The organism is Sulfitobacter aquimarinus, from assembly GCF_040149565.1.
GTDB classification, from domain to species: Bacteria; Pseudomonadota; Alphaproteobacteria; order Rhodobacterales; family Rhodobacteraceae; genus Sulfitobacter; species Sulfitobacter aquimarinus.
Map to the genome: position 1 here is coordinate 14,978 of NZ_JBEFLO010000007.1, position 25,945 is coordinate 40,922.

The following is a 25,945-nucleotide window of genomic DNA, read 5'->3' on the forward strand; positions in this document are numbered from 1 at the left end:
CAAAAAATTCACTTTCACCACGTTCTTAATTCACATATTCATGAATTATGGAAAATCTGATTCCCAACCGCCTCTCGACCCTTGGTCATCCACAACGGCTGGCGCTGTTTCGACTGCTGATGCGGCGCTACCCTGACCGTGTGCCCGCGACCGAGCTGGCGCAGGCATTGGGGATCAAGGCCAATACATTGTCGACCTATGTGAATGCGCTGATGCAGGCGGGGCTGATCACGCAAGAGCGTGTTGGAACATCCTTGCGCTATGCCATTGATACACAGGCGGCGCGTGAGACCTTTGACTATCTGCTGTTGGATTGCTGTCGGGGGCGGCCTGAAATCTGCGCGTCCCTTACCAGCGCGGAGGGGGTGGGTCGCCATCCGGAGGCAGGCAAGAAATACAAGGTCCTGTTCATTTGCACGGGCAATTCGGCGCGCTCCATCTTTGCGGAATGTATTTTGCGCGACCTTGGCGGTGATCGCTTTGAGGTACATTCGGCCGGGCGCAAACCGCGCGCCGAGGTGAACCCGTTCGCCGCCGAACTGCTGACCCGAAAGGGGCATGACGTGGCCCCCCTGCGGCCCAAGAATATTTCGGAATATATGGGGGCAGATGCGCCCGTCTTTGATTTTGTCTTTACCGTTTGCAATCAGGCCGCGAACGAGGAATGCCCGCCGTGGTCGGGCCAAACCGTGAGCGCCCATTGGGGGATGCCCGATCCTGTCAGCGTTACAGGGTCGGAGGCCGAGCAAAGCCTTGCCTTCCAGCAAACCTATGGCGCGCTGCGCAATCGTTTGGTCGCCTTTACCGCCCTGCCGCTTGCCGCGCTTGATCGCATGTCCTTGCAAAAAGCTGTCGATGAGATCGGCCAAACACACAAAGAAGGAATACCAGAATGACTGTTTACGCCATCAATGGCCTTGGCCGCATTGGCAAGCTTGCCCTGAAACCGCTTTTGGCGCGGGGCGCACAGATCGCGTGGATCAACGACGCGGTGGGCGACCCTGAAATGCACGCGCATCTGTTGGAGTTTGACACGGTGCATGGCCGTTGGGCGGCGGATTTTTCCTATGATGCGGATAGCGTCACCATTGACGGGGTGCGTATCCCCTTTGTCGGCACGCGTGACCTTGCCGATCTGCCGCTGGACGGTGTGGACGTGGTGATCGAATGCACAGGTGCGTTCAAGTCAGAGGCCAAGCTGGCCCCCTATTTCGCGGCAGGTGTGAAGAAAGTGGTCGTGTCGGCCCCTGTCAAAGACGGGGATGCCGCCAATATCGTCATGGGCGTGAACGAGGGCACCTACGCCCCCGACCGCCACCGTATCGTGACCGCCGCAAGCTGCACCACCAACTGTCTGGCCCCTGTGGTCAAGGTCATCCACGAAAATCTGGGCGTCAAACACGGCTCCATCACGACAATCCATGACGTGACCAACACGCAAACGATTGTGGACCGCCCGGCCAAGGACCTGCGCCGCGCCCGCTCGGCGCTCAATTCGTTGATCCCGACGACGACGGGCAGTGCGACGGCGATCACGCTGATTTATCCCGAACTGACAGGCCGCCTGAACGGGCACGCCGTGCGCGTGCCGCTCCTCAATGCGTCCCTGACCGACTGCGTGTTCGAGGTAGAGCGCGAGACCACGGTGGAAGAGGTCAACGCCCTGTTCAAAGCCGCGTCCGAGGGACCGTTGAAGGGTATTTTGGGCTATGAGACCCGCCCCCTTGTCTCGACCGACTATACCAATGACGAACGCTCCAGCATTATTGACGCCCCGTCCACGATGGTAATCAATGGCACGCAGGTGAAGATTTATGCGTGGTATGACAACGAGATGGGCTATGCCCACCGATTGGTCGATGTGGCCTGCATGGTAGGGGACAGCCTGTGACACAGACGGCTGCGCGGCCCGAAGGCTTGTCCGCCTATATCGCGGTGACGGCGGCCTATTGGGCCTTCATGCTCACCGATGGTGCGCTGCGGATGCTGGTGCTGTTGCACTTTCACACGCTGGGGTTTTCGCCCGTGCAGCTGGCCTATCTGTTCGTCCTTTATGAAATCGCGGGCGTTGTGACGAACCTGTGCGCGGGCTGGATCGCGGCGCGATTTGGCCTGACCTCGACGCTGTATGCAGGGCTTGGATTGCAGGTGCTGGCCTTGCTGGCGCTGGCACAGCTTGACCCGAATTGGGCAGTCGGCGCTTCCGTCGTTTTTGTCATGCTGGTGCAAGGGGCGAGCGGGGTCGCCAAGGATCTCGCCAAGATGTCGTCCAAGTCCGCTGTAAAGCTGCTGGCCCCGTCCGAGGGCGGAGGCCTGTTTCGCTGGGTCGCGGTGCTGACGGGGTCCAAGAATATGGTGAAGGGGGCGGGCTTCTTGCTGGGGGCAGCACTGCTTGCCACTGTCGGGTTTGTCGGGGCGGTTTTGGGTATGGCGGCGATCCTTGCGGTGATCTTGTTGGCGGTGGTGGTGGCCATGCCAGCGGGCCTGCCCAAGGGGCGCAGGGGGGCGAAATTCGCGGAAGTCTTCTCGAAATCCGCCAACGTGAACTGGCTGAGCGTGGCGCGGGTGTTTTTGTTCGGCGCGCGCGATGTCTGGTTCGTGGTGGGCATTCCGATCTATTTCTATGCGGTGCTGTCGGATGGCACGACCGTCGGCAACCGCGCCGCGTTCTTTATGATCGGGACGTTCATGGCGGGGTGGATCATCCTCTACGGCCTTGTGCAAGCCAACGCCCCGCGCATTCTGCGGGCAAAGAACCGCACGTTAGCGGACCTGATCGGGGCGGCGCGAAACTGGGGCTGGGGGCTTGTGGCTGTGCTGCTGTGCCTGACGCTTGCAGCGCTGATCGGAGGGGAGCCGCAGCCGTGGCTGACCCTGACCCTTGTGGCGGGTCTGTTGGCCTTCGGCGCGATCTTTGCGGTGAACTCGTCCCTGCATTCCTATCTGATCTTGTCGTTTACTAAGGCCGAGCGTGTGACGATGGATGTAGGGTTCTACTATATGGCCAATGCTGCGGGGCGGCTGGCGGGAACGCTGTTGTCTGGGTTGACCTATCAGGCGGGGGGGCTTGCGCTGATGCTTGGAACCGCGACGGTGATGGTCGCTGCTTCGGCAATCGCTGTGGGGTATCTGGCGCCCGAGGGCGAATAGAGCATGGGGCAAGGGCGGTGCCGCTTGGCCTATGCTCGATGGTGTTTTTCGAACTCGAATCCGTAATCCGCATGGCCAACGCGCTGCGGAGAGAGCGCGTAGGTCTGGCACCGGAGGAAGTCCATCATGGCCTGAGCGTCATGGGAGAAGGGGGCAATCGCTTCAGGCGTGATGGGGGTGCCGATGGCGATTTTCACAGGCTGATCCGCACGCCTTCCGAATTCCTTGAGCAGCAGGGCGACGCGCAAATTGTGATGGATATGACTGGCCAGCTGAAACAGCCTTGAGTTCTGGCCGTCGAAAAAGACAGGCACCACAGTCGCGTTGGATTTTGTAATCATGCGGGCCGTAAACCGCCGCCAGCAAGGGTCCAATGGCCGCTGGAACGGCGTGGCGGCGGTGGAGACGGTGCCGCCCGGGAAGATGCCGATGGCTCCCCCCGCCTTGAGCGCGCCTATGGCCTTGGCACGGGTGTCGAGGTTGAGCTTCACCGCCTGCTTTGTCTCGTCAAAACTGATTGGTAAAACCGTGCCTGCAAGTTCCGGCGCTTCCTGAAAGACGCTGTTTGCCAGAATGTGAAAGGCGTCCCGCCGTTTGGACAGGATATGCCCCATCACAAGCCCGTCAAGGATGCCGAAGGGATGGTTTGCGACAATGACCAAGGGACCTTGCGCGGGAATATCCGCCAACGATCCCGAGATGAGATCAACGCTCATTCCATAACGGCCCAGCATCACCTCCCAAAAACTACGGCCTTGTGCGACCTCGGTGTCATAATCCTGCGCCCGCCTGATGAGACCGTGACGGCCCGTGGCATTTTCAATCAGCTTGATGACGCGTTGACCTGCCCGCGATTGTGCCGCCGATGCATAGGAGACCTGAGAAGGGGCGTGTTTGTACATCCGCAGTGTTCCTTTTGATAGGCCGCAGCGTGTGTCGCCGCGTTTCGCTTCTGATGTGTGGCTTCATCGGTCAAACGCTGCCTTCATAGCGTTTCAAAAACGCTTTGGCACCCAGGCGGCGGAAATCATTGAGCGCTGCGCGCAAGCGGTCGTGGGGCCAGTCCCACCACGCCAGCGCCATCAGCCTCTCTGCAACGTCGGGCGCAAAACGGGGGCGCATCGGCACGGCGGGGATGCCCGCGACGATCATGTAGGGGGGCACATCCTTGGTCACGATTGCGCCGCCTGCGATGACGGCCCCGTGGCCGATGGTCACGTCGGGCCGGATTTGGGCGGCGTGACCGATCCATGTATCATGGCCAATCACAGTGCGGCGGCTGCGCCTAAGTGCGAACCAAGCGTCATCGTCAGTTGCATCCTCAAAATAGTCGGACGAGCGGTAGTGAAAGTGATGCAGGCTCGCTTTTTCCATCGGGTGGTCTGTTGCCCCGATCCGCACGAAGGAGGCGATGTTGGCGAATTTACCCACGGAGGCATTGGCAATGTCGGCAAAGCGGTCACAATAGGAGTAGTCGCCCAGATGGGAATGCGCCACGCGGCTGCCTTTTCCGATTTCTACGTATTTTCCAAAGGTTGCATCTCTAACCTCACATTCCGGATGAATAATGGGGGTGTCGGGGTTTAATCTTGTCTTGGTCAAAACGCGCGCTCCTCGCCGCTCCAGCGAAAGAATTTTCCGGTGTGCTCAAGCGTCGTGCGCTCGGCCAGATTGATAATCCCTGTGGCGACCTCTTTGGGGTCCAGATCGGCCTCTGCGCCGCCCATATCCGTCTGGACCCAGCCAGGATCGACAAGAACGACCGCGATACCATCGGGGTATAGATCAGTTGCCAATCCTTGCATGACCTTGTTCACCGCCGCTTTGGAGGCGCGGTAGGAAATGCGGTCAGATTCGGCATAGCCCATATAGGCCATCTGGCTTGAGATTGTCAGAATGCGGGGGCTGTCGCTGCGCCGCAAATTATCAAGGCAGGCCGTGCTCACGGCGAGGGCGCCTGCAACATTGACGGCAAAGGTGTGGGCCATGGCGGTCCAGTCCATATCGGTGGTCGGGCTGTCGGGGCCGATGATACCTGCGTTGTTGATAACGACATCAATCGGCTGCTTGATCTGCGACATTGCTTGTTTGACCTGTTTGGGGTCGCTGATGTCAAAGATAACATCGCCGCCTTGCTGCGCACGGGTTGCGCGCAGAATGTTGTGCCCGCGGGTTTCGGCTTCGGCTGCAAGTGCCGCGCCGATGCCGCGATTGCTGCCGGTGATCAGGATGCGCGCCATCAGCTTTTGCGCCCGATCAGCTTGCCGCGCAGCCAGCCCGAAAACCAGTCCATGAACATCACCATGGCGATGATGAGAACGATGTAATAGGCGACCTCTTCCCAGTCTTTTTGCGTCTGGATCGCTTGGGTCAGCATCAACCCGATGCCGCCACCCGTAATGGCACCGATGATCGTGGCAGAGCGGGTGTTTGATTCCAGAAAATAGAGGATCTGCGCCAGCAACACGGGCACCAGCTGTGGGATCACGCCAAAGCGGTAGCGTTGCAAGGGTTTCGCCCCCGTGGAGGAGACGCCTTCGATTTGCTTTTGATCCACATTCTCCAACGCCTCGGAAAAAATCTTGCCGAAGGTGCCGGTATCCGTGATCAGGATTGCCAGCGCGCCTGTCAGCGGGCCGGGGCCAAACGCCCGCGCAAGGACAACCGTCCAGATCAGGGCATCCACACCGCGCACAAAATCGAACAGACGGCGCGTTGCAGCGCGCAGGATCATAATGGGCGAGAAACGCTTGGCCGCGAGAAAGCCAAGTGGCAGTGCGATGATCGCGGCCCCCATCGTGCCCAGAAACGCCATCAGTATCGTCTCTCCGATGGCCCAGGCGACATCCTTGTGGCGCCACATGGCGTTGTTCCACCAGTCAGAGACAGCGCCCGGGATATTCGGTCGGGCAGGGTCCACACGATCACCGAACAGGATCGTTGCGAGGCTTTGACCGTGGTAGGGGCTGTCGAGCGTGAACCAGAACAGCTCCCATCCGGGGAAGTAGTTGAACACTTCGGTGCGGGAACCTGTCAGTGTGATGCGGCCTTCGGGTGTGGTGATGCCGATGCGGCGATTTGAGGCTGAAATCCAGTCCGGCAAATCGGTCGGCAGGTTCGAGGTCACGGTGCGGCCCTTTGCCTGCACCTCGATCAGTGGAAAGTCCGGCATCTCGATCTGGGTGCGGTTGTCAGGCAGGTAGCGCACGATGTGATCGCCGCCCAGATCAATGGTGGTGATCTTGTCGCCTGTCACCCAAGCTGGCCGCGTCCCTTCGGGGTAGCGGCCTTTGCGTTCCCCTTCAACGGCATAGCTGATCCCGCCCGAGCGGTTATCGCGGGTGACATGCACCTTGTACGACCAGCTGTCAGAGACCAGCGTAAGGGCGTTGCCCGCGTTGGCACGCCCTGCAAGGCCGGCCAGATCAAAAGCAAAAAAGATATATATCAGATAGGCAAGGATCACGGCGGGAACGGCAAAGCCCATCAGGCGCTTGCGCTGAAACAGCCTGTCGGCGTGCAGCTTGGTTGCGTCCAGATCAATCGCGGTCATGGGGTTGGTCCTTCAAAGCTTAATGTGTCTGACCATCGGTCAGTTTGTTGCGATACCGGCTGGAAACCTGATCGAAGAAGACAATCGTGCCGAACAGCAGGATGAAGATCGCCGCCGCCTCGTCAAAACGGCCCGGGCCCCACGCCATGGCATTGCGCAGCTCGTAGCCCAGACCACCTGCGCCCACGAAGCCCAGAATGGCCGAGGCGCGGATGTTGACCTCGAAACGCAGCAGCGAATAGCTCACGTAGTTGGGCGCGACCTGCGGCAGCACACCCAGCAGCATCCGCTGAAGCCATGTGGCCCCCGTCGAAGACAGGCCTTCGACAGCCTTCAGATCGGTATTTTCGGAGACTTCGGAGAACATCTTGGCCAGAGCGCCCGCCGTGTGGATAGCAATGGCGATCATCGCAGGCACAGGGCCGCCACCCAGCACAAAGATCAGCACCAGCGCGATCACGATCTCGGGCACGGCCCGCAAGATGTCGCTGATGCGGCGAAACAGCGGGATGAGGCGGGGCCATTTGGCCAGCCCCCGTGTCCCCAGCAAGGACAGGAACAACCCGCCGATGGCACCGATCAACGTGGATACGGCGGCGATGTTAATGGTCTCGATCAAGGCGGGAGTGTATTTCACAATGAGGGTAGGGAGGTCGGCGCGTTTCGCCCACGCCTCTGACAAAACATCGGCGGGATAGTCGCCAATCTGATGCAACCCGTTCCAGAAACCGCCCGCGTTGCGGTCGTCGGCGATGTTGAACCCCGCAACCATCAGGACCACAAATATCAAAAGCGTCAAACCACTATAGAGCCTGCGCCGCTGCACCTGCGCCATATAGCCGGACTGGATTGTGTGCACCGACTGCGCCGTGCCGCTGAGTGTGGTATCTGCCATATTGCCCCCGGATAAAGAAAAACCGGCAGCCCCAAGGGGCTACCGGATGCGTCATGAAAATTGCTTAGCCGCCGATTTTCGCTTTGCGGGCTTCGACGATTGAAATGTAGGTGTCATGGGTGACAGGCTGGAACCCTTTGGTCTCCCCCGCAGCCACGCCGTAGGCGCATTCAGGATCGGCTTCAAAAAGGCCATCCACCAGTGCCGTCATCTTTGCGCGCACGTCCGCAGGCAGTGCTTTGCGCAGAACGACAGGGCCTTCGGGGATGACTTTGGATTTCCAGATCTGGACCATGTCGTTCATATCGACAAGGCCCGCATCAACCGCCTTGCGCAGCGCCCCCGAGTTATAGCCGTCTTCCCAGTTGCCCTGACCGTCGGCCCATGTCACGCCCGCGTCGATGTCACCGTTGTTGACAGCGACGATGGTTTGCTCGTGACCGCCCGTGAATTTCACTTCGCCAAAGTATTCACCGCTTTCCATGGTCACGCCGTCTTTGTACTGCGGGATCTCGATGGAGGGGATCAGGTAGCCCGAGGTGGAGTTCGGATCACCAAAGCCGAATACCTTGCTTTCCATATCATCCAACGATGTCACGCCGCTGTCTTTGCGGGCAAACCCGATGGAGTGGTAGCCGACAGAGCCGTCTACATTCACTTTGATCAGCACAGGCTCGACCGCGTCCGCGTCTTGCAGATATGTAGCGGCATAGGCCGAGGCACCAAGCCACGCCATGTCGATGTTCCCGCCCAGCAGGCCCTGAATAACGCCGTTGTAGTCGGCAGGCGCAAACAGCTTTGTCTCAACGCCAAGTGCTTCTGTCGTATAGTCGGCAAGGCACTGGTAGCTGTTCATGCGGTCTTGGGCGTTTTCACCGCCAAGGATGCCGATGCGGAATTCGGTGATCTCTTGGGCGAATGCACCCGTGGTGAGCGCTGTTGTAGCGGCAAGCGCCAGTGCAAGTGTCTTTTTCATCGTCTTCTCCGTGGTTAATTGCCCGTGCGCCTAACGGCTTTGAGGGCGGGTAAGGGGGGTGGGGGGCTGGCTTAGGCGTAGGCTTCCGCTGTGCGGACCTCTTGTCTGTCCAGTGTTTCAATTTCGGTAGAGGTGGCGGCTTCGGAAAATCCGGCGCCTGCGCCGTAGATGTCGCGGGCAACGCCGGTGGTCAGCTGTGCAGGCGTGCCGTCAAACACGATGCGGCCATCGCGCATGCCGATCACGCGGTCGCAATAGCGCCGCGCCGTATCCAGCGTGTGCAAGTTGGCGATCACCATGCGCCCGTCTTCTTCGTGAATCGCGCGCAGCGATTGCATCACCACCTGCGCATTCATCGGATCAAGCGAGGCAATCGGCTCGTCCGCGAGAATAATCTTGGGGTCTTGCATCAACGCCCGCGCAATCGCGACGCGCTGTTGCTGGCCGCCTGACAGGGCCTCGGCCCGCTTGGACGCTTGTTCGGCGATGCCAAGACGGTCGAGGATTTCGATTGCCTTGTGAATGTCCTCTTGTGGGTAGAGGTTGAACAGCGTCGCCACCGCCGAGCGTTTGTTCAGCGTGCCGTGCAATACGTTGGAAACAACGTCCATGCGCTGTACGAGGTTGAACTGTTGAAAGATCATCGCGCAGCGCGACTGCCAGTTGCGTTTGGCGGCACCGCGCAATGATGTGATGTCTTCGCCCTGATAGGTGATCGTACCGGATGACGCATCGCTGAGACGGTTAAGCATCCGCAAAAGGGTGGATTTTCCCGCACCCGATCGCCCGATAATGCCGATCATGGCTGGTGCGTCTACGGTGATATTGGCCGCATCTACGGCTGTTTTATCTCCGAAGCGTTTCGTCAGTGTATCGATTCTAAGCATATCGCCCCCTTGTTTGGGGGACGGATACGCGGCCAACATCACAGACTTGCGACGGTTACGATTCAGTTACGTGACAATTGCGCAAAGAAACTGTGACAATGCTTTGGGGCTACATGAAACCCATATCACACGCGTGTTTATGTCTTGGTTGGACGGGGCGCTTTGGATAGCTTAAGCGATATGCGCGGGACTGCCATTCGGGCAAAACCTGCACTTGCGAGGCCCCGGAATGACTGACGAAACCCTTGACGCTTTTCTAGCTGCTGTACCGCTCCCCGGGCTTGTCATTGATGCATCCGAACGCATTGTCGCGGCCAATAGTGATGCGCTGGCTTTGATCGGCCAACAGGCGCGGGGGCAGAACTTTGTCACGATCATGCGGCAGCCGGCGCTTCTTGAGGCGATCGAGACAACGCTGGCGGAAGGCACCGCACGCACGACACAATACCTCAGCAATGACGGTGCCCAGGACACGACGTTTCGGGTCAGCTGTCGCATGGTGCGGGGGCTGGGCTTAGGTGCGGCGGGCTTGGTGGTCGTGACTTTCGACGATATTACAGACAAAGAGCAAGCCAGCCAGATGCGCCGCGATTTTGTCGCCAATGTCAGCCACGAATTGCGAACGCCCCTGACGGCGCTGATGGGGTTTATCGAAACCCTGCGCGGCCCTGCGCGCAATGATCCCGAAGCGGGCGCACGGTTCCTTGATATTATGCAGAACGAGGCAGAGCGCATGAACCGCCTTGTGGGGGATCTGATGTCGCTCAATAGGGTAGAGGGGGAAGAGCGGGTAAAGCCCACACAGAATATCGTGCTAAATGACATTTTGAATTCGACCCTGCACACCCTGCAACACCTGGCCCGCGATGCGGATGTCGCTTTCGAGGTCGAATACCCCGAAAGCCCTGTCTCGATGATTGCGGACGGGGATCAGCTCAAACAAGTGTTCACCAACATCATCATGAACGCGGTCAAATATGGCGGGTCGGGGGGCAAGGTGACGGTGCGGGTAACCGAAAGCGCCCGTGAGCCGGTTTTGCGCGCCCCCGGCGTGCGCATCCAGATCATCGACTATGGTGCGGGCATTGACCCCATCCATCTGCCGCGCCTGACCGAACGCTTTTACCGCGCCGACGACCACCGCAGCAAAGAGCTGGGCGGGACAGGTCTGGGGCTGGCGATCGTCAAACACATCATCAATCGCCACCGCGGCCGTCTGCGTGTGGAAAGCGAGCTGGGTCAGGGCACGACATTTACGGTTATTCTTCCTATACAGGAAAGTTTCTGAGCGATAATCGGTCATTTCGGTCATTGTCATAAACGTGTAATGCAACTGTCACAAAGCTGTTACGCAAGCCCCCTAGACAGAGCGGGAGATTCCCATGGGGGGATCAAGTTTAAACGTACAACAGGAGACACGCATGTCTTTCGTGAAACTCGCAACTTCCGCTCTGGCCCTGTCCGCAATGGCTGCAACAACCGCAGCGGCCCGTGATCAGGTTCAAATCGCAGGCTCGTCCACCGTGCTGCCCTATGCATCCATCGTTGCCGAAGCTTTTGGTGAGAACTTTGACTTCCCGACGCCGGTTGTTGAATCAGGCGGCTCCAGCTCGGGTCTCAAGCGGTTCTGCGAAGGTGTTGGCGAAAACACCATCGACATCGCGAACGCCTCCCGCGCCATTCGTGAAAAAGAGATCAAAGCCTGCGCCGAAGCGGGTGTGACAGACATCATCGAAGTGCGCATCGGCTATGACGGCATCGTCTTTGCCAGCCAAACAGACGGCCCTGCCTATACGGCTTTCCAGCCTGCCGACATCTTCAACGCGCTGGGCTCCAAGGTTCTGGTAGACGGTGCGATTGTCGATAACCCGCACACACAGTGGGCCGACTTCAACGCCGACCTGCCAGCCGCAGACATCATGGCCTTCATCCCCGGTACCAAGCACGGCACACGCGAAGTCTTTGAGGACAAAGTGCTTTTGGAAGGCTGCGAAGCAACGGGCGCTATGGAAGCCATGATGGCCTCCGGCATGTCCGAAGATGACGCGGAAGATGCGTGCATCGACGTGCGTCAGGACGGCGCGTCTGTGGACATCGACGGCGACTACACAGAAACGCTCGCCCGTATTGACGCCAACCCCAACGGCATCGGCATCTTTGGTCTGGCGTTCTTCGAGAACAACCAAGACAAGCTGAAAGTGGCGACAATGGGCGGTGTAGCCCCCTCCACCGAGACGATCTCGACGGGTGACTACCCCGTGTCACGCCCGCTGTTCTTCTACGTGAAAAAAGCACACATCGGCGTGATCCCCGGCTTGAAAGAGTTCGCATCCTTCTTCGTAGCGGATGAAATTGCAGGTCCCGACGGCCCGCTTTCTGCCTACGGTCTGGTGGCGGACCCCGCGCTGGCCGAAACGCAGACCGCAATCGCAGCCGAGACTCCAATGGGCGGCGGTAGCTAAGCCTGACAAGATCGGAGATGGCGCAGCGCGCCGTCTCCACCACATCGTTTGGATGCCCCTTTTCGGGGCATTTGCCACATAAACCATCACGACGATTGGAACCCGTATGCCGTTTACATGGCTCTTGTTGATCCTCGCTGCCATTGCAGCGGTCGGGTATCAAATGGGGCGCAGCCGCGCATTAAAAAGTGCAGGCGGCGACCGCCGTGTTCTTCATTCCTTGCCCGTTTATTACGGTGCGAACGTAGCGATGTGGGCGATTGTGCCCGCTGCCGCTGTCCTTATCATCTGGATGCTGGCGCAGCCGTTCTTTGTAAACACCCGCGTTCTTGCGACATTGCCTGACACCATGGTGTCCGAGGGCAGTTCAATCGGCCTTGTGATGAGTGATGTGCGCCGCGTGGCTGACGGCCTTGATTCCGCTGTCGCCCAAGGGGCAATGACCCGCGCAGAGGCCGCCGCTCTGAACACGCAAACCTCTGATGTGCGGGCGCAGCTTGGTGAAGTCGGCGTGGCCCTTGGATCAAGCGTGAGCGCGGAGGTGTTGGAGGGCGCGCAGCTTTACCGTACGCTCAATGCCACCAGTTCGATGCTGATGAACGTGCTTGTTCTGCTTATCGCGCTTGGCGGGGCGGCCTATGCTTATGCACGCTCCCACGCTGAGTTTCGTGCCCGCAACAATGTTGAGCGGGGCATTCTGGCCCTGCTGATCGCGGCCGCATCTGTCGCGATCCTGACCACGATCGGCATCCTGTTTGCGCTGCTGTTCAACACGATCGAATTCTTCAAACTTTACCCCGCGGCGGATTTCTTCTTCGGTACGAAATGGGCGCCCAGCTTTTCTGGACGTGGCGGTGCCTCGGACCTTGGCGTGTTGCCACTGCTCTGGGGGACGTTTTATATCTCCTTCATCGCGCTTCTGGTCGCTGTGCCTATCGGCCTCTTCTCCGCGATTTATCTGTCGGAATATGCAGGGCCGAAGGTGCGCGGTATCGCCAAGCCGCTCATCGAAATCCTCGCGGGGATTCCCACCATCGTCTACGGGCTGTTTGCGCTGCTGACTGTTGGCCCGCTGTTGGTGAGCATGTTTGGCAAAGACACATTAGGCTGGATGCAGGGCGGCACTGCCGTGATGACGGCGGGCCTCGTGATGGGCATCATGCTGATCCCTTTTGTGTCCTCGCTGTCTGACGACATTATCAACGCGGTGCCTCAGGCGATGCGCGACGGGTCATATGGCCTTGGCGCGACCAAATCCGAAACGATCCGTCAGGTGATCCTGCCCGCCGCCTTGCCCGGCATTGTGGGGGCGATCCTGCTGGCGGCTTCGCGTGCCATTGGCGAGACGATGATCGTGGTGCTGGGGGCGGGGGCTGCGGCGCGGCTGTCGCTTAACCCGTTTGAAGCCATGACCACCATCACCGCCAAAATCGTGAGCCAGCTTACAGGCGACGCCGACTTTGCCTCGCCCGAGGCGCTGGTGGCTTTTGCCCTTGGGATGACCCTTTTCGTTCTAACGCTCGGGCTGAACGTTTTTGCCCTCTTCATCGTGCGTAAATATCGGGAGCAGTATGACTGATGACTGACACAAATATGACACCCGCCGCTGACGCGCCAAAGAAGAAGTCCAGCCTGATGACGCAAGATGCGCGTACGGCTGCGCGTAACGCCGCTGAAACCCGCTTTCGCATGTACGGCATTGCGGCGATCGCCGTGGGCCTGCTGTTTTTGGTGTTTCTCTTCGCGTCTATCCTGCGTTCGGGGCTGCCTGCCTTTACGCAGACCGTGGTGGACATCGAATTTACGCTAAGCCAAGAGCAATTCGACACGGCTGAATCCAAGATGCTCAAGACGGGTGAGTATCAAAAGATCTTTATCAACGCGCTGACGGCGCAGCTGGATGCCAGCGGTATGGAGGTCGCGTTCGATAACAAGGCCATCCAGCGGATCGTGGGCAAGCCGGGCGGGACCATCCGCAGCTTTTTCCTTGAAAATCCTGACCGTATCGGCACGCCTGTGACATTCGAGCTTGCTGCGTCCTCCCGCGTTGACGGCTATTTCAACGGGCGCGTGACCCGCGATACGCTGGTGGACAGCCGCTTTTTGATGGCGACCGACCTTGATCTGGTGGATGCGCTGGAGGAGGCGGGGATCATCGACGGTGCGTTCAACTGGAACTTCATCACGGGTACGGATTCCGGTGTAGACAACCCTGGCGGCGCAGGGTTTGGCGCGTCTGTCATCGGCTCGTTGTTCATGATGTTTGTCGTGCTGTTTTTGTCGCTGCCCATCGGGGTTGCTGCCTCTATCTACCTTGAGGAATTCGCCCCCAAGAACCGTTGGACCGACCTGATCGAGGTGAACATCTCGAACCTTGCGGCTGTGCCCTCGATCGTGTTCGGTATCCTTGGTCTGGCTGTGTTCATCCAGTTTGCGGGCTTCCCGCAATCTGCACCCTTGGTTGGCGGGCTGGTGCTGACGCTGATGACACTGCCGACGATCATCATCTCGACACGTGCCTCACTGGCTGCTGTGCCGCCGTCCATCCGTGATGCGGCTTTGGGGGTAGGGGCGTCCAAGATGCAATCGGTGTTCCACCATGTGCTTCCGCTTGCGATGCCGGGTATTCTGACGGGAACAATCATCGGATTGGCGCAGGCCTTGGGCGAAACGGCCCCGTTGTTGTTGATCGGCATGGTGGGTTTTGTGGCGCGCGAATACCCTGAAACTTTCGTCGGCGGCTTTACCGACGCGAATTCGGCCATGCCTGCGCAGATCTACACATGGGCCAGCCGCGCAGACCCCGGGTTTTATGAGAAAGCATGGGGTGGCATTATTATTCTGTTGCTGTTCCTCATCACCATGAACGCAATTGCCGTCGTCCTGCGCCGCAGGTTCGAGCGCCGTTGGTAAGGAGCGATACAATGAATGATATGAGAATTGTGGAGAGAAAAGTGGGCACCAACGAGGTCAAAATCGCAGCCAGGGACGTACAGGTCTTTTACGGTGACAATCAGGCGATCAAAAACGTGAGCGTCGAGATTGAAGACAAGACTGTGACAGCGTTTATCGGCCCCTCGGGCTGTGGTAAATCGACGTTTCTGCGCTGTATCAACCGTATGAACGACACGATTGATGTCTGCCGCGTGACGGGCGACATCACGATTGACGGCGAAGATATCTACGACCCAAAGGTGGACCCCGTGCAGCTGCGCGCCAAGGTTGGCATGGTCTTTCAAAAACCAAACCCGTTCCCGAAATCGATCTATGACAATGTGGCGTACGGCCCGAAAATCCACGGCTTGGCCAGAAACAAGGCCGATCTGGACGACATCGTGGAAAACGCCCTGCGCCGCGGCGCAATCTGGGACGAAGTGAAAGACCGCCTGCACGCCCCCGGAACGGGCCTGTCGGGGGGGCAGCAACAGCGTCTTTGCATTGCCCGCGCTGTCGCGACCGAGCCCGAAGTGCTGTTGATGGACGAGCCATGCTCGGCCCTCGATCCGATTGCAACGGCTCAGGTTGAAGAGCTGATTGACGAGCTGCGCAAAAGCTATTCGGTCGTGATCGTCACCCACTCGATGCAGCAGGCCGCACGGGTGAGCCAGAAGACGGCGTTCTTCCATCTCGGCAGTCTTGTGGAATACGGCGAGACGTCGAACATCTTTACCAATCCCGTCGACCCGCGCACCGAAAGCTACATCACCGGCCGCATAGGCTAAGGAGTTGAACATGAACGAGCAACATATTGCATCCGCCTTTGACCGTGATCTGGAAGCGATCCAGGCACAGATCATGAAAATGGGCGGGCTGGTTGAAAACGCCATCCTTGAGGCGGCGATCAGCCTTGAAACCCGCGACGAAGAGCGTGCCGAAGTGGTGCGTGAAGGCGACAAAGCCATCGACGCGCTTGAGGAACTTATCAACGAAGAGGCGGCCCGCGTGATTGCCCTGCGCGCCCCCACGGCAAGCGATTTGCGCCTTGTGTTGTCGGTGATCAAAGTCAGCGCAAACCTAGAACGCATCGGTGACTACGCCAAAAACCTTGCCAAGCGCACTGGCGTCTTGTCCCAAATGGAACCGGTGAGCGGGAGCGGCGGCTCCTTGCGCCGCATGACCAAAGAGGTCGAGGGGATGCTCAAGGACGTGCTGGACGCCTATGTCGCACGTGACGCCGAGCTGGCACAGGATGTGATCGACCGCGACATTCAGGTTGACCAGATGTACAACGCGCTGTTCCGCGAATTCCTGACCTTCATGATGGAAGACCCCACCAACATTACCGCCTGTATGCACCTGCACTTTATCGCCAAAAACATCGAACGCATGGGCGATCACGTGACCTCGATCGCCGAACAGGTCGTTTACCTTGTGACCGGAGCGATCCCCGACGAATCCCGCCCCAAAGGCGACAAAACTTCTTTGCCAAGCTAGGGAGACCAAGCAAATGTCCACTGATCAGCCCCGCGTTTTGGTTGTAGAGGATGAGCCCGCGCAATTGGAGGTGTTGGCCTATAATCTCGAGGCTGAAGGCTTTTCTGTCAGCCGCGCCAGAGACGGCGAAGAAGCGCTTCTTGCTGTTGCCGAAGACGCGCCCGACATCGTCGTGCTGGACTGGATGATGCCGAACATCTCCGGCATCGAAGTGTGCCGCCGCCTCAAAAGCAAGCCCGAGACGCGGGCGATCCCTGTGATCATGCTGTCGGCGCGGGTGGAAGAGGTGGATAAGGTGCGCGGGCTGGAAACGGGGGCGGATGACTATGTGGTCAAGCCTTACTCGGTGATCGAGTTGATGGCGCGGGTCCGCACCCAATTGCGCCGCGTGCGCCCGTCAACATTGGGCCAGCAACTGGTGTTTGAGGACATTATTCTGGACGCGGAAACGCATAAAGTCACCCGCGGCGCAGCCGAGCTTAAGCTCGGGCCAACCGAATTCCGCCTGCTTACGACCTTTATGGAAAAACCGGGCCGTGTCTGGAGCCGCGACCAGCTTCTTGACCGCGTTTGGGGGCGGGATTTGTACGTAGATACGCGCACGGTAGATGTCCACATTGGCCGCCTGCGCAAGACCCTGTCACAACACGGTGGCACCGACCCGCTGCGCACTGTGCGCGGCGTCGGATATGCGCTTGGCTAGCGCCGCGCAGGCGGGCGGTTAGCGGGCTGACCCATGCAGAGTCAAACATGGGCTGGCGGACACTTTCCAAAGCAGCCGACGGGTGCGTTCTATTCTTCGGAGCGCAACCAGATCAGGCGGCTGACTGACCTGACACGCCACGCAGCTGCATGATACCGCCAACTCGCGATGACATAGATCTGACAAAATGAGTGAGGCAGGCCCTGGACGAGAGGCATCTCACAGCTTTGAAAGGCTTCAGCCGAGATGTTCACTGAATGGGAGCCACCCATTGAGGTGAATATTTAGCGAAACAATTAGGCCCATAGTCCAAAACAACACGGCAGTGCCGCACCTCATGTCGCCGGCATGCTGTCGTAATATGCCCTGCTTGATGGCGACCGGTAAATCCGCACGCCGTGGGCTAAGTTGTTGATTGTGTATGGAGGCGAGTAGGAGAATCGAACTCCTGTACACGGATTTGCAATCCATCGCCTTTCCTCGCAAAAACAGTCGCTTATGGCCAAAAAAGTATCAGGACATTTGGCGAACAAGAAATGAACCTGATACCCTCGTTTTGGCAGGCTCAAAGCCATGAGCGGTATGGCGTTGATCTGGGCCGCGAATGTCAAAGGCCTGAAACCAGCCGCTAAGATTGTGCTCATCCAGCTGGCGGACTTTCACAACAAAGAAACGGGCCAATGCAACCCGAGCGCCCAGCGTTTGGCGGACGAATGCGAGATGGGCCGTGCTACACTCTTTCGACATATGATCACCTTGGAAGATTGCGGCCTTATCACCCGCCATGCTCGGGGTGACGGCGATGGCGGGCGTGGGTCCAATCAGTATGAGTTGCACCTTGATATCACCCTTGGCCCTAGCGCCCGCTCGAAGGGTGGCGGCGGCGGTCCCAACGGGGTTGTGTCTCAAAATGAGACGGGGGGAAACGTCTCAAAAAAGCGGGGGAAAAGTCTCAAGGGTGAGACGGGGGAAGTCTCAAATCGGGACAGGAACCTTACCATTGAACCTAAGAAAGAACCGCCTTCGCGCGGGCGCGAGGCGGGGGAGGCTGAGAAGATTTTGGCTGCTTATCCGCCCGACCGACTACGCGGCAAAGCGGCCTGTCTTGCCCAGATCGAAGAGGCCGTGAAGGAAGGGATCGCACTGGAGGATTTGCTGCAGGCCGTCCAAGCCTACGCCACCGACAGCGCAGGTTTCACCCGCTCCAAGGTCTGCTCTTCCGACAACTGGTTTCAATCACGGCGGTGGCTGGCTTATGTTGAGAAGCAGGCGGAAGACCGAGAAAAGGCGACGGCGTTGGAGGCTGATCATCGCGCTCGACTGGCCTGCTGGATCAGTGATCGCAGCCCGATGTGCAAACACATCACGGGCACCCAAGTCATGGCTTTGCTTGCCTCAAAGTTGGTGACGCAGGCGCAAATTCACGCCGCAGGCCTCAGATCATGACCGCCACGGATCCCACCGAAGAGCAAACAGCAAGGCGACCCATGTCATACGCTGGCGCTGCTGACACGGGACCTTGCGAGGGGCGGCACGCCTCCCCTTCGAACCCCACCGGTGCGAGAAAAGCCCGCACCAAAGAGCCGCTGACCGAGACGTTCGTCTCTCGCTGCACAGCGGCAGAGAAGGCCCAGTTGCGCGCCAAGGCCGAAGCCGCTGGCCTGCCCGCTGCGACCCTGCTGCGCGAGGCGCTTGGCCTGACCGAGGCCCGCCGTCGCAAGCCGATCCCCCGCGTTGATCCGGCGCTGGTGCTGGCCGTCGGGCTGATCGGCGGCAACCTCAACCAGATCGCTCGCTGGCTGAACCGCGCGATGCTGGCGGGTCGTGTCGACCTCGACGCACTCACGGTTGCCCGTCGTCTGCTGACCATCGAACGCCAGCTTGCCAAGATCATCGAGGCCGAGCGCCGATGCTGATCAAGTTCTGCCGCAACGGCAAAGGCGCGGGGGCCGGTCCGGTCGGCTACCTCGTCGCAGACAAGGTGCTGGCCTATGACGACAACCGCGATCTGATCCGCGATGCTGACGGCCAGCCTATGACGGTCACGCGCGAACCTTTGCCCGAGGTCCTGCGCGGCAATCCCGAGCGAACCGAAGCCCTGATTGATGCCAGCCGCCATCAATGGACCTACCGGGCGGGCGTGATCAGCTTTGCCGACAGCGACGCCCCAACCGAGGACCAGCAGGCGGAGGTCATGGACCAGTTCGAGCGGCTGGCCTTCGCGGGGCTGGACCCGACGCAATATGACGTGCTTTGGGTCCGACATACCCACGAAGACCGCGTCGAGCTTCACTTCTGCACACCGCGCTTGGAACTGACCTCGGGCCGCAGCCTGAACATCGCGCCGCCCGGCTACCAGAACGCGTTCGATTCCTTGCGAGACATGATGAACCAGCACCACGGCTGGGCCGACCCAATGGAGCTGGAGCGCACCCAAGAGGTCCGAGACACCATTGAGACCCCAACCCGCGCTAAAGGCCGTGACGAGCTGCACGGGTGGCTGCAGGACCAGATCAGCGTCGGCCTGATCACCGACCGCGCCAGCATGCTCGACGCGCTAGCGGATGCGGGCTTCGACCTGCCGCGCGTTGGCAAAGCCTACCTCACCGCCCAAGACCCCGACACCGGCGAGCGCTGGCGTTTGAAAGGAGAGATCTTCCATGAAGACTGGCAAGCCGACCCGGCTGAGCGAGAAGCTGAACGCGGAACTGGACACGATCCGGCAGGACTACGCCGCCTCGATGGCATCCCAACTGGAGAGCTTCAGGACCGATTTGAGCAAAATTGCGACCATCGCGCATCGTACAATCGAGAGCGATACCCGCACCTTTCTGCGACAGAACAAGAGCTGGCTGACGATCTCGCCCTGGCTGATCACGGGGACACTTTTGGCGGGGATCGTCTCGATGATGGCCGCGAGCTTGCTCTGGACGCTGATGCTGGCGAGCTCGGAAATGACGGACTTGGGCCTGACGCGGATCGACAGGGAGGACGGGACCTGGCTGGTACTGGACCCGACCAATACGCGCCTGAGGACCTGCACACTGGGCGGCAGGTCAGTGACCTGCATCAAGATCGAGGAGAACTAGATGACGACACCCCTAACAGCCTTGGAACGCGACTTGCTCGCCTGCGTCGAGCGGTTGGTGACGGCCTGCGAGGTCTCAGCAAAGGAATTGAGCGGGTTAGAGGAACGCTCGACGAACAAGATGCAGAACCAGATGGATGGATTGGCCGCCTGCGTGTCGGTGCTCATTCAATCGCAAACGGCGTCCGTGGCTGCGTTGCACGGCTTGTTGAACGAGGGCTCGAACTACATGAGGCTGCGCACGCAACTAGAGACCAGCTTGAAATTAGTGAAAGCCGCCGAAGAGAGGCTGAGACAGAGCTAGAGGCGCGGGAGGTGGAGATGGACCGGGGGATGACGCATTGATTCCGACAAGGTCTATAATGAGCCGGCTTCTTGCAGCTATTTCCAAACCGAAAGCCATTCCAGAATCATCTGCAGTCATTCAGTTTGCCCACATAGTGGGGGAATGCTGTTGGACAAACTGGAATTCGAAGATTTGCTTGAGCGGCTTTGCCAAAGGCTGTCAAAAGAGTCGCGTGACAGCGACGAGCATCATAAGCCAAGCAAATTTGAAGCAAGAGTGCGCACGGTGATGGGAGAGCTGCTTGTCGGCACGGGGCAGGAGGCCGCCCCTAACGTGGATCAAGGATTTCCCGATATCGTTGTAGGCAAATTCGGGGCTGAAGTAAAAGCCACTGAAAGCAACAGTTGGCGGTGTATAGCCAACTCTGTTTCAGAAGGTCAGCGATCGCTAGCAGTTGAACAAATTTATGTCGTGTTTGGTAAGTTTGGAGGGATTCCGGAGGTTCGTTGGGCGAGTTATGGGGACTCGATAATGCACGTTCGTACAAGTCATGTGCCACGGTTTGAGATTGAAATCGGGACAGAAAATTCTCTGTTCGCTCAAATGGGAACTTCCTATGAAGAGTTTCGCCAACGCCCCATGCATGAAAAGATGCCGTACATTAGGGATTATGCAAGAGGGCGGCTCAAACCCGGGGAACGGCTTTGGTGGCTTGAAGACACCGAGCTTGATGAAGCTGGCCATTCCTTACCACTAGAAGTGCGCTCTATCCTTCAGCTTTCAGCCGAAGAAAAGAAATCGATCCGAGCTGAAGCTACGTTGCTCGTGCCTAAAATCTTTAGCCCATCCCGTTCGAGAAATAAGAAGGGCGCCTATGTTGATGTGGCAATGTTCTACATGACTTATCGCGGAATCTTGGCTCACCAGACACGTGACTTTTTCTCAGCAGGCAGTGTCGGTGAGAACGGGGCGACAGGTGACTATGTGCGAGACGCTACCAATAGGATACAGGATGAAATGAGAGCAGCAGCACTCTATCTTGAGGATGCCTTGTTTTTGGAGTATTGGGGCTACGTGCCGGAACGCTCCTCAGTGATCTTGGATTGGCTCCGGTTGGCCGATGAAATGGCAAGTGATTGGACCCCCTCCGACGAGCTATTCTTAGCGGAACAAGGAAAGAGTTAACCAAAGTCACGCTAAGACGTGGATACTGATATCTGAAGAGGCAAAATTGTGAAGAAATTTAAAGTAGTTTCGATGTTCAGCGGTTGTGGTGGAATGGATCTCGGCCTCATGGGGGGCTTTGACTTTCTAGGTAAGTTTCACGCGCCTTTACCCTTTGATATCATTTGGGCAAACGATCTGAACAAATATGCCTGTGAGACTTATCGCCATAATCTTAAGCATGACATTTTAGAAGGAAGTGTTTGGGATCATATCAATTCTCTCCCGGAAAGCTGCGATCTCGTTATCGGTGGGTTCCCTTGCCAAGATATATCGATAAATGGCAAGCGAGCAGGCGTTGCAGGTAAGCGGAGTGGACTTTACACTGCGATGGTTGAGGCGGTGGACAAGCTACAGCCAAATATGTTCGTCGCAGAAAATGTGAGGGGCCTTCTTTATAAATACAACGAGGAGTCTTTAGCGAAGGTCTTGACTGATTTTTCAGCGCTTGGCTATGAAGTGAGCTACAAACTCTATCATGCTGCAGACTATGGCGTGCCCCAGCGCCGCGAGCGCGTTTTCATAGTCGGTGTGAAAAATGGTGTTACAAAGTTTGAGCCGCCTCTTCCTTTCTTAGATAAGCACTCGTGGATAACGTCATCTCAAGCAATTTCTGATCTCGAAAATGCCGAACAAGACCCTGAGTATAGTCACATTTGGTCCTTGGCTCAGAAGAGTAGTGACCAAGGCAGCAGAAAACTGGACGCTGGAAAGACATCGCACACCATCAGAGCTGAATGCCATGGAAACAACCAATTTCACTATAAGCTGCCCCGTCGAATTTCCATGAGAGAAGCAGCAAGGTTTCAGACGTTTCCTGACGATTTCCTATTTCGCGCAAGGTTGCGTGAAACCGAAAGGATGATTGGGAATGCGGTGCCGCCAGTATTAGCATGGCATCTTGGGCAGAGCTTGATCAAAACTCTGAGTAGTATCAAAAAACCAGTACATGCCGACATCGCAGCGGAATGAGACTTTCAACTCTCTTGGTTTTGGTCTCTATGTATTTCTGGCCATAATGAAATCGCTGCAAATTGCAGCGGCCTAGATTGGAAATTTTTTACCTACTGATGGTTAGGCTGGATCACTCTTGCTCGTCATAAAAATAGAGTTTTCGTTGCGTAACGTCGCTATTTCTAATCAAAATCTTCCTTAGGGTCTCGCCAACAAAAGCCAAGAGACAACCTGTCACGGCAAGGTGAAGCAGGAACAGGGTGTAGATATCCCAGAAGTTTTCGGTCTCCGAGCGATATGAGATAAAGCCAATGCTGCTGGCAACTAGAAGAAGAATGCCCATTAAGCGCATAGAGTTAGCGAATTTATTGATGGGCGTCTTAGGATCTTTCAGGTGTTTCATCGTTTTTCCCTTCTCATCCAATCGCTGAGAAAAACAGCTTGGCTTCGCTTTGCGGCGAGGTGCCCTTCGAAAGGGATTGCTCAAAGATGTAGTGGGTGAATTTTTGTATTTCGGCGCTGGAAAACGTCCGCCTATTTGCCTGCGCGTGATCAAATACAGCCTGCGCGGTTTCCCCAGCTAAGCGAGCGGACTGCTCACTGTCAGGTACGGAGGTTCCATACACCAGCCACATGAGGTTCTTGTCGAATTCTTCGCAAAACTTGACTGCGATTGAGAGCGGTAGCTCTCGTTTTTCAAGTTCATAATTCTTGTAGGATTTGTCGGCGATCCCAAGGATCGCCGCGACCTTGTTTTGAGGATACCCAAGCTGACTGCGCACACTCAGCATTCTTTGGCCGATCCCGATCAATACAGTTGACATTCGGACAAATGTTCCCATATTTGTACTTACGTAACCTTTTGTTGCGTATTCTTTCTATTGATAACACCAAATGCCCAAGAGGAAAGAACTATGGACGATTGTTCCCTGCTTACCCCGCGAGAATTGGCAGCTCATAGCGGTTGGCCTGAGAAGCGGATCAGAAAGTTGATAGCCACCAGAAGCATTTGATTCCTCAAAAACGGGACTAATTTTTTGCTGCCGCAGGATGCTGTTCAAGACTACATCGCTCGGAATATGGTGGAGCCCGATGATCGCACGGAAGCAAAAAAGTCATGAGGCGGGCATTCCAAACCCCCATCATGGCAAGCGAGACGACCGCCGCGCGGTTGCTCGATTTGCGCACGAACGAATTCAAGGCTTTGGTCGATAAAGGTCACCTACCGCGGGGGCATGAAATTGCGCCCGGCGTTGTTCGTTGGGATACTGAGGCGCTCAAGCGAATTTCAGGTGGGGATGTGACAGGATTATGGGATCAAATTCAGTGGTAGGCCGACGTAAGCAATACCTTTGGCGGCATCCGTCAGGCCGATGGTATGTGCGTAAGAGCGTAAACGGCAAAATGTTCTATCTAGGGCGGATCACGGCAGAGGAGGACACGGCAGAGTTCGACCAGCGGTATTGGGAGATTGTCAGCGGGAAGAAAGCAGTCGCTAAGACGTCATGGAAGGCATTGATTGATGCGCTGCGTGAGACAGACAAATGGACGGATTATTCACCCCGCTATCGGCGTGATCTTGAGCAAGTCTTTGAATATTTGACCGAAAAGATAGGGCGCTCTGACGTGGCACGCCTGACCCAAGCCGACATTTACGATGCAATGGAAAAGAACCGACATCGGGTTCGATTTGCCAATTACATCCCCACCGCGATCAGCATGTTATCCAAAATGGCGATCCGCAAGCGCTGGCGCAAAGACAATCCCGCAATTGATATCGAGCCATTGAGAGTTCCGAAGGACCGCAAGAAACCGCATTTGCCGTGGACCGACTGGGCGGTTGAAAAGATGCGGGAGGAGGGCGAGTCATTGCCCCGCTTGATTTTTGAGATTGGCGTGGGCAGTGTGCAGCGCCCCGGTGATTGGGTGGACTTTCAATGGGGCGACTATGACGGCGATACCCTCAAGCTGCGCCAGAATAAGACAGATACGGTCCTGTCACTGCCTTGCACGATTGCCCTCAAGGCGGCACTGGACGATGCGAAGGCCGATCTTGGGTTCGCGCCCCACCCATCGCGCCACATCCTGACGCGCACTAACGGTTCGAAGATGGATTATCACGCAATGGCGCGTGTCATGGTCCGAGAGCGCAAGCGGTTAGGCCTGATGGCCCATGACCAACACGCCTTGCGGTATCGTGGCGTTATGGAATTGGCGTGGGCGGGCTGCACTGACGATGAAATCGCCAGCTACAGCGGCCACACTTCCAAAGAGATGATCATCAAATATGCGGGCGAGGCGCGGCAAATCATGCGGGCGCGACAGGCGGTAGCAAAGCGCAAATGACCCCGAACAGAACAGGCACAGAACGTGAAACTGATACTGGAGGTGATACCCAATGAGCAGGAAAGTTTGTAACCCATTGATTTTATTGGAGGCGAGTAGGAGAATCGAACTCCTGTACACGGATTTGCAATCCGCTGCGTAACCACTCCGCCAACTCGCCGACGAGGGTGGATATAGACGGGGTCACGCGGGGCTGCAAGGGTCAAGATGATCATATAAAATGCGAAGAGCATGTTCTGTGCCGTTAATATGATGTGGCGTTGCTGCGGCGGGTGGGTTGTGTCACATTGCAGCTAATCGGATTCTTTACGGATGAGCATGCCCAGATGACAGATTTCTCCCAACGACGTACCATGATGGTTGATACACAGGTACGGCCCTCTGATGTTACAAAATTTCCTATTATCGACGCGATGCTGACCGTCGCACGCGAGGATTTTGTGCCAACGTCCCAACGCGAAGCCGCCTATGTCGGCGAAAACATCGAGCTGGGCGAGAATCGCGTCGTGCTTGAGCCGCGCAGCCTTGCAAAAATGCTGGACCTGCTGGCGATCGACGGGGATGAGCTGGTTCTCGATCTGGGCTGCGCTTTTGGCTACTCGACTGCGGTGATTGCGCGTATGGCGCAGGCCGTCGTCGCGGTTGAGCAGGACGCAGATATGGCACGCGAGGCGCAAGACGCGCTGGTTGCTGCGGGTGCGGATAATGCTGTTGTGCACGAAGGGCCTCTGACCGACGGGGCACCCCAGCACGGGCCATACGATGTGATTTTGCTGCAAGGCGGCGTTGCGGATGTGCCTGCCGCCTTGTTCGACCAATTGAAGGAAGGCGGGCGGATTGCCGCGCTCTTTATGGATGGTGCTTTGGGTGAGGTGCGGATCGGTCACAAGCGGGCAGGCCAAATGAGCTGGCGCCTGGGCTTTAACGCCAGCGCGCCAGTCCTGCCGGGTTTTGGAAAAGAAGCGACCTTTACGCTGTAGCGTGCCG

At 57.6% G+C, this 25,945-nt stretch carries 26 protein-coding genes and 1 tRNA gene; 17 read left to right on the forward strand and 10 right to left on the reverse strand.

The genetic code is table 11. From position 1 onward, the window contains the following. Nucleotides 1-47: 47 nt before the first annotated feature. The 3 genes from ABMC88_RS13155 to arsJ are packed head-to-tail and all read left to right on the forward strand — an operon-like array spanning nucleotide 48 to nucleotide 3,150. Nucleotides 48-896 carry an arsenate reductase/protein-tyrosine-phosphatase family protein gene (locus ABMC88_RS13155; RefSeq protein ID WP_349577359.1) on the forward strand — a complete coding sequence of 283 codons (849 nt, stop codon included), beginning with the start codon at nucleotides 48-50 and terminating at the stop codon, nucleotides 894-896. Further along, the gene (locus ABMC88_RS13160; RefSeq protein WP_349577360.1) at nucleotides 893-1,891 is read left to right on the forward strand and encodes an ArsJ-associated glyceraldehyde-3-phosphate dehydrogenase; all 999 of its coding nucleotides are present in this window, start codon (nucleotides 893-895) and stop codon (nucleotides 1,889-1,891) included. Before ABMC88_RS13155 ends, ABMC88_RS13160 begins: the two co-directional genes overlap by 4 nt. Then, on the forward strand, nucleotides 1,888-3,150 hold the full coding sequence (gene arsJ / locus ABMC88_RS13165; RefSeq protein WP_349577361.1) for an organoarsenical effux MFS transporter ArsJ: 1,263 nt from the start codon (nucleotides 1,888-1,890) through the stop codon (nucleotides 3,148-3,150). Before ABMC88_RS13160 ends, arsJ begins: the two co-directional genes overlap by 4 nt. A 29-nt stretch (nucleotides 3,151-3,179) precedes the next feature. On the opposite strand, the gene ABMC88_RS13170 is transcribed toward arsJ, so the two are convergent. From ABMC88_RS13170 to phnC, 7 genes are all read right to left on the reverse strand, one after another. Further along, on the reverse strand, nucleotides 3,180-4,058 hold the full coding sequence (locus tag ABMC88_RS13170) for a lysophospholipid acyltransferase family protein (protein ID WP_439655606.1): 879 nt from the start codon (nucleotides 4,056-4,058) through the stop codon (nucleotides 3,180-3,182). A gap of 64 nt (nucleotides 4,059-4,122) precedes the next feature. Next, nucleotides 4,123-4,752 (reverse strand): LbetaH domain-containing protein, encoded by a 630-nt coding sequence (locus ABMC88_RS13175; RefSeq protein ID WP_349577363.1) that lies wholly within the window; start codon nucleotides 4,750-4,752, stop codon nucleotides 4,123-4,125. Beyond that, nucleotides 4,749-5,390 carry an SDR family NAD(P)-dependent oxidoreductase gene (locus ABMC88_RS13180; RefSeq protein WP_349577364.1) on the reverse strand — a complete coding sequence of 214 codons (642 nt, stop codon included), beginning with the start codon at nucleotides 5,388-5,390 and terminating at the stop codon, nucleotides 4,749-4,751. The genes ABMC88_RS13175 and ABMC88_RS13180 overlap by 4 nt, the downstream gene beginning before the upstream one ends. Further along, a complete protein-coding gene (phnE, locus tag ABMC88_RS13185; RefSeq protein ID WP_349577365.1) occupies nucleotides 5,390-6,703 on the reverse strand; it encodes a phosphonate ABC transporter, permease protein PhnE in 1,314 nt (437 codons plus the stop codon). The genes ABMC88_RS13180 and phnE (ABMC88_RS13185) overlap by 1 nt, the downstream gene beginning before the upstream one ends. 19 nt (nucleotides 6,704-6,722) lie before the next feature. Then, nucleotides 6,723-7,598 carry a phosphonate ABC transporter, permease protein PhnE gene (gene phnE, locus ABMC88_RS13190; RefSeq protein WP_349577366.1) on the reverse strand — a complete coding sequence of 292 codons (876 nt, stop codon included), beginning with the start codon at nucleotides 7,596-7,598 and terminating at the stop codon, nucleotides 6,723-6,725. 64 nt (nucleotides 7,599-7,662) lie between these two features. Further along, entirely contained in the window at nucleotides 7,663-8,574 is a 912-nt protein-coding gene (phnD, locus tag ABMC88_RS13195; protein WP_349577367.1) for a phosphonate ABC transporter substrate-binding protein, read from the reverse strand. Nucleotides 8,575-8,645: 71 nt separating this feature from the next. Continuing rightward, on the reverse strand, nucleotides 8,646-9,461 hold the full coding sequence (phnC, locus tag ABMC88_RS13200) for a phosphonate ABC transporter ATP-binding protein (RefSeq protein WP_349577368.1): 816 nt from the start codon (nucleotides 9,459-9,461) through the stop codon (nucleotides 8,646-8,648). 229 nt (nucleotides 9,462-9,690) lie between these two features. Between phnC and ABMC88_RS13205 the strand changes: the two genes are divergently transcribed. The 12 genes from ABMC88_RS13205 to ABMC88_RS13260 all read left to right on the forward strand — a co-directional run bounded on the left by ABMC88_RS13205 (nucleotide 9,691) and on the right by ABMC88_RS13260 (nucleotide 22,630). Continuing rightward, entirely contained in the window at nucleotides 9,691-10,749 is a 1,059-nt protein-coding gene (locus ABMC88_RS13205) for a sensor histidine kinase (protein WP_349577369.1), read from the forward strand. Nucleotides 10,750-10,882: 133 nt separating this feature from the next. Continuing rightward, nucleotides 10,883-11,923, forward strand: a complete 1,041-nt coding sequence (locus ABMC88_RS13210) for a substrate-binding domain-containing protein (protein WP_349577370.1) — start codon at nucleotides 10,883-10,885, stop codon at nucleotides 11,921-11,923. Between the two features lie 106 nt (nucleotides 11,924-12,029). Further along, on the forward strand, nucleotides 12,030-13,502 hold the full coding sequence (pstC, locus tag ABMC88_RS13215) for a phosphate ABC transporter permease subunit PstC (RefSeq protein WP_349577371.1): 1,473 nt from the start codon (nucleotides 12,030-12,032) through the stop codon (nucleotides 13,500-13,502). Next, nucleotides 13,502-14,836: a phosphate ABC transporter permease PstA gene (pstA, locus tag ABMC88_RS13220; RefSeq protein WP_349577372.1), complete on the forward strand. Its 1,335-nt coding sequence runs from the start codon at nucleotides 13,502-13,504 to the stop codon at nucleotides 14,834-14,836. Before pstC ends, pstA begins: the two co-directional genes overlap by 1 nt. Nucleotides 14,837-14,847: 11 nt before the next feature. Next, complete coding sequence (gene pstB, locus ABMC88_RS13225; protein ID WP_349577373.1) at nucleotides 14,848-15,645, forward strand: phosphate ABC transporter ATP-binding protein PstB; 798 nt, start codon at nucleotides 14,848-14,850, stop codon at nucleotides 15,643-15,645. A gap of 10 nt (nucleotides 15,646-15,655) precedes the next feature. After that, nucleotides 15,656-16,357 (forward strand): phosphate signaling complex protein PhoU, encoded by a 702-nt coding sequence (phoU, locus tag ABMC88_RS13230; RefSeq protein ID WP_349577374.1) that lies wholly within the window; start codon nucleotides 15,656-15,658, stop codon nucleotides 16,355-16,357. Between the two features lie 13 nt (nucleotides 16,358-16,370). Continuing rightward, nucleotides 16,371-17,060 carry a phosphate regulon transcriptional regulator PhoB gene (gene phoB, locus ABMC88_RS13235; protein ID WP_349577375.1) on the forward strand — a complete coding sequence of 230 codons (690 nt, stop codon included), beginning with the start codon at nucleotides 16,371-16,373 and terminating at the stop codon, nucleotides 17,058-17,060. 573 nt (nucleotides 17,061-17,633) lie between these two features. Next, complete coding sequence (locus ABMC88_RS13240) at nucleotides 17,634-18,506, forward strand: helix-turn-helix domain-containing protein (protein ID WP_349577376.1); 873 nt, start codon at nucleotides 17,634-17,636, stop codon at nucleotides 18,504-18,506. Then, nucleotides 18,503-18,976: a plasmid mobilization protein gene (locus tag ABMC88_RS13245; protein ID WP_349577377.1), complete on the forward strand. Its 474-nt coding sequence runs from the start codon at nucleotides 18,503-18,505 to the stop codon at nucleotides 18,974-18,976. Before ABMC88_RS13240 ends, ABMC88_RS13245 begins: the two co-directional genes overlap by 4 nt. After that, nucleotides 18,970-20,493: a relaxase family protein gene (locus tag ABMC88_RS13250; RefSeq protein WP_349577378.1), complete on the forward strand. Its 1,524-nt coding sequence runs from the start codon at nucleotides 18,970-18,972 to the stop codon at nucleotides 20,491-20,493. Before ABMC88_RS13245 ends, ABMC88_RS13250 begins: the two co-directional genes overlap by 7 nt. Before the next feature lie 109 nt (nucleotides 20,494-20,602). Beyond that, a complete protein-coding gene (locus ABMC88_RS13255) occupies nucleotides 20,603-21,619 on the forward strand; it encodes a hypothetical protein (RefSeq protein WP_349577379.1) in 1,017 nt (338 codons plus the stop codon). Between the two features lie 48 nt (nucleotides 21,620-21,667). Further along, nucleotides 21,668-22,630, forward strand: a complete 963-nt coding sequence (locus tag ABMC88_RS13260) for a DNA cytosine methyltransferase (RefSeq protein WP_349577380.1) — start codon at nucleotides 21,668-21,670, stop codon at nucleotides 22,628-22,630. A 112-nt stretch (nucleotides 22,631-22,742) separates the two neighbouring features. On the opposite strand, the gene ABMC88_RS13265 is transcribed toward ABMC88_RS13260, so the two are convergent. Together ABMC88_RS13265 and ABMC88_RS13270 are read right to left on the reverse strand one after the other, a co-directional pair. After that, complete coding sequence (locus tag ABMC88_RS13265) at nucleotides 22,743-23,015, reverse strand: hypothetical protein (protein WP_349577381.1); 273 nt, start codon at nucleotides 23,013-23,015, stop codon at nucleotides 22,743-22,745. Nucleotides 23,016-23,028: 13 nt separating this feature from the next. After that, nucleotides 23,029-23,436: a helix-turn-helix domain-containing protein gene (locus ABMC88_RS13270; protein ID WP_349577382.1), complete on the reverse strand. Its 408-nt coding sequence runs from the start codon at nucleotides 23,434-23,436 to the stop codon at nucleotides 23,029-23,031. Between the two features lie 556 nt (nucleotides 23,437-23,992). On the opposite strand from ABMC88_RS13270, the gene ABMC88_RS13275 reads away from it, so the two are divergent. Continuing rightward, nucleotides 23,993-24,958: a tyrosine-type recombinase/integrase gene (locus ABMC88_RS13275; protein ID WP_349577383.1), complete on the forward strand. Its 966-nt coding sequence runs from the start codon at nucleotides 23,993-23,995 to the stop codon at nucleotides 24,956-24,958. A gap of 86 nt (nucleotides 24,959-25,044) precedes the next feature. Here ABMC88_RS13275 and ABMC88_RS13280 read toward each other — a convergent pair. Next, nucleotides 25,045-25,118 (reverse strand) — tRNA-Cys (locus ABMC88_RS13280). Between the two features lie 166 nt (nucleotides 25,119-25,284). On the opposite strand from ABMC88_RS13280, the gene ABMC88_RS13285 reads away from it, so the two are divergent. Then, on the forward strand, nucleotides 25,285-25,938 hold the full coding sequence (locus ABMC88_RS13285; RefSeq protein ID WP_349577384.1) for a protein-L-isoaspartate O-methyltransferase family protein: 654 nt from the start codon (nucleotides 25,285-25,287) through the stop codon (nucleotides 25,936-25,938). Nucleotides 25,939-25,945 lie beyond the last annotated feature (7 nt).

Bases quoted from the DNA above. Each gene is read 5' to 3' on its own strand.
- ABMC88_RS13155 (WP_349577359.1), top strand. From the start codon at position 48: ATGGAAAATCTGATTCCCAACCGCCTCTCGACCCTTGGTCATCCACAA.
- ABMC88_RS13160 (WP_349577360.1), top strand. From the start codon at position 893: ATGACTGTTTACGCCATCAATGGCCTTGGCCGCATTGGCAAGCTTGCC.
- ABMC88_RS13180 (WP_349577364.1), bottom strand. From the start codon at position 5,390: ATGGCGCGCATCCTGATCACCGGCAGCAATCGCGGCATCGGCGCGGCA.
- phnE (WP_349577365.1), bottom strand. From the start codon at position 6,703: ATGACCGCGATTGATCTGGACGCAACCAAGCTGCACGCCGACAGGCTG.
- phnE (WP_349577366.1), bottom strand. From the start codon at position 7,598: ATGGCAGATACCACACTCAGCGGCACGGCGCAGTCGGTGCACACAATC.
- phnD (WP_349577367.1), bottom strand. From the start codon at position 8,574: ATGAAAAAGACACTTGCACTGGCGCTTGCCGCTACAACAGCGCTCACC.
- phnC (WP_349577368.1), bottom strand. From the start codon at position 9,461: ATGCTTAGAATCGATACACTGACGAAACGCTTCGGAGATAAAACAGCC.
- ABMC88_RS13205 (WP_349577369.1), top strand. From the start codon at position 9,691: ATGACTGACGAAACCCTTGACGCTTTTCTAGCTGCTGTACCGCTCCCC.
- ABMC88_RS13210 (WP_349577370.1), top strand. From the start codon at position 10,883: ATGTCTTTCGTGAAACTCGCAACTTCCGCTCTGGCCCTGTCCGCAATG.
- pstC (WP_349577371.1), top strand. From the start codon at position 12,030: ATGCCGTTTACATGGCTCTTGTTGATCCTCGCTGCCATTGCAGCGGTC.
- pstA (WP_349577372.1), top strand. From the start codon at position 13,502: ATGACTGACACAAATATGACACCCGCCGCTGACGCGCCAAAGAAGAAG.
- pstB (WP_349577373.1), top strand. From the start codon at position 14,848: ATGAATGATATGAGAATTGTGGAGAGAAAAGTGGGCACCAACGAGGTC.
- phoU (WP_349577374.1), top strand. From the start codon at position 15,656: ATGAACGAGCAACATATTGCATCCGCCTTTGACCGTGATCTGGAAGCG.
- phoB (WP_349577375.1), top strand. From the start codon at position 16,371: ATGTCCACTGATCAGCCCCGCGTTTTGGTTGTAGAGGATGAGCCCGCG.
- ABMC88_RS13240 (WP_349577376.1), top strand. From the start codon at position 17,634: ATGAGCGGTATGGCGTTGATCTGGGCCGCGAATGTCAAAGGCCTGAAA.
- ABMC88_RS13245 (WP_349577377.1), top strand. From the start codon at position 18,503: ATGACCGCCACGGATCCCACCGAAGAGCAAACAGCAAGGCGACCCATG.
- ABMC88_RS13250 (WP_349577378.1), top strand. From the start codon at position 18,970: ATGCTGATCAAGTTCTGCCGCAACGGCAAAGGCGCGGGGGCCGGTCCG.
- ABMC88_RS13265 (WP_349577381.1), bottom strand. From the start codon at position 23,015: ATGAAACACCTGAAAGATCCTAAGACGCCCATCAATAAATTCGCTAAC.
- ABMC88_RS13270 (WP_349577382.1), bottom strand. From the start codon at position 23,436: ATGTCAACTGTATTGATCGGGATCGGCCAAAGAATGCTGAGTGTGCGC.
- ABMC88_RS13285 (WP_349577384.1), top strand. From the start codon at position 25,285: ATGACAGATTTCTCCCAACGACGTACCATGATGGTTGATACACAGGTA.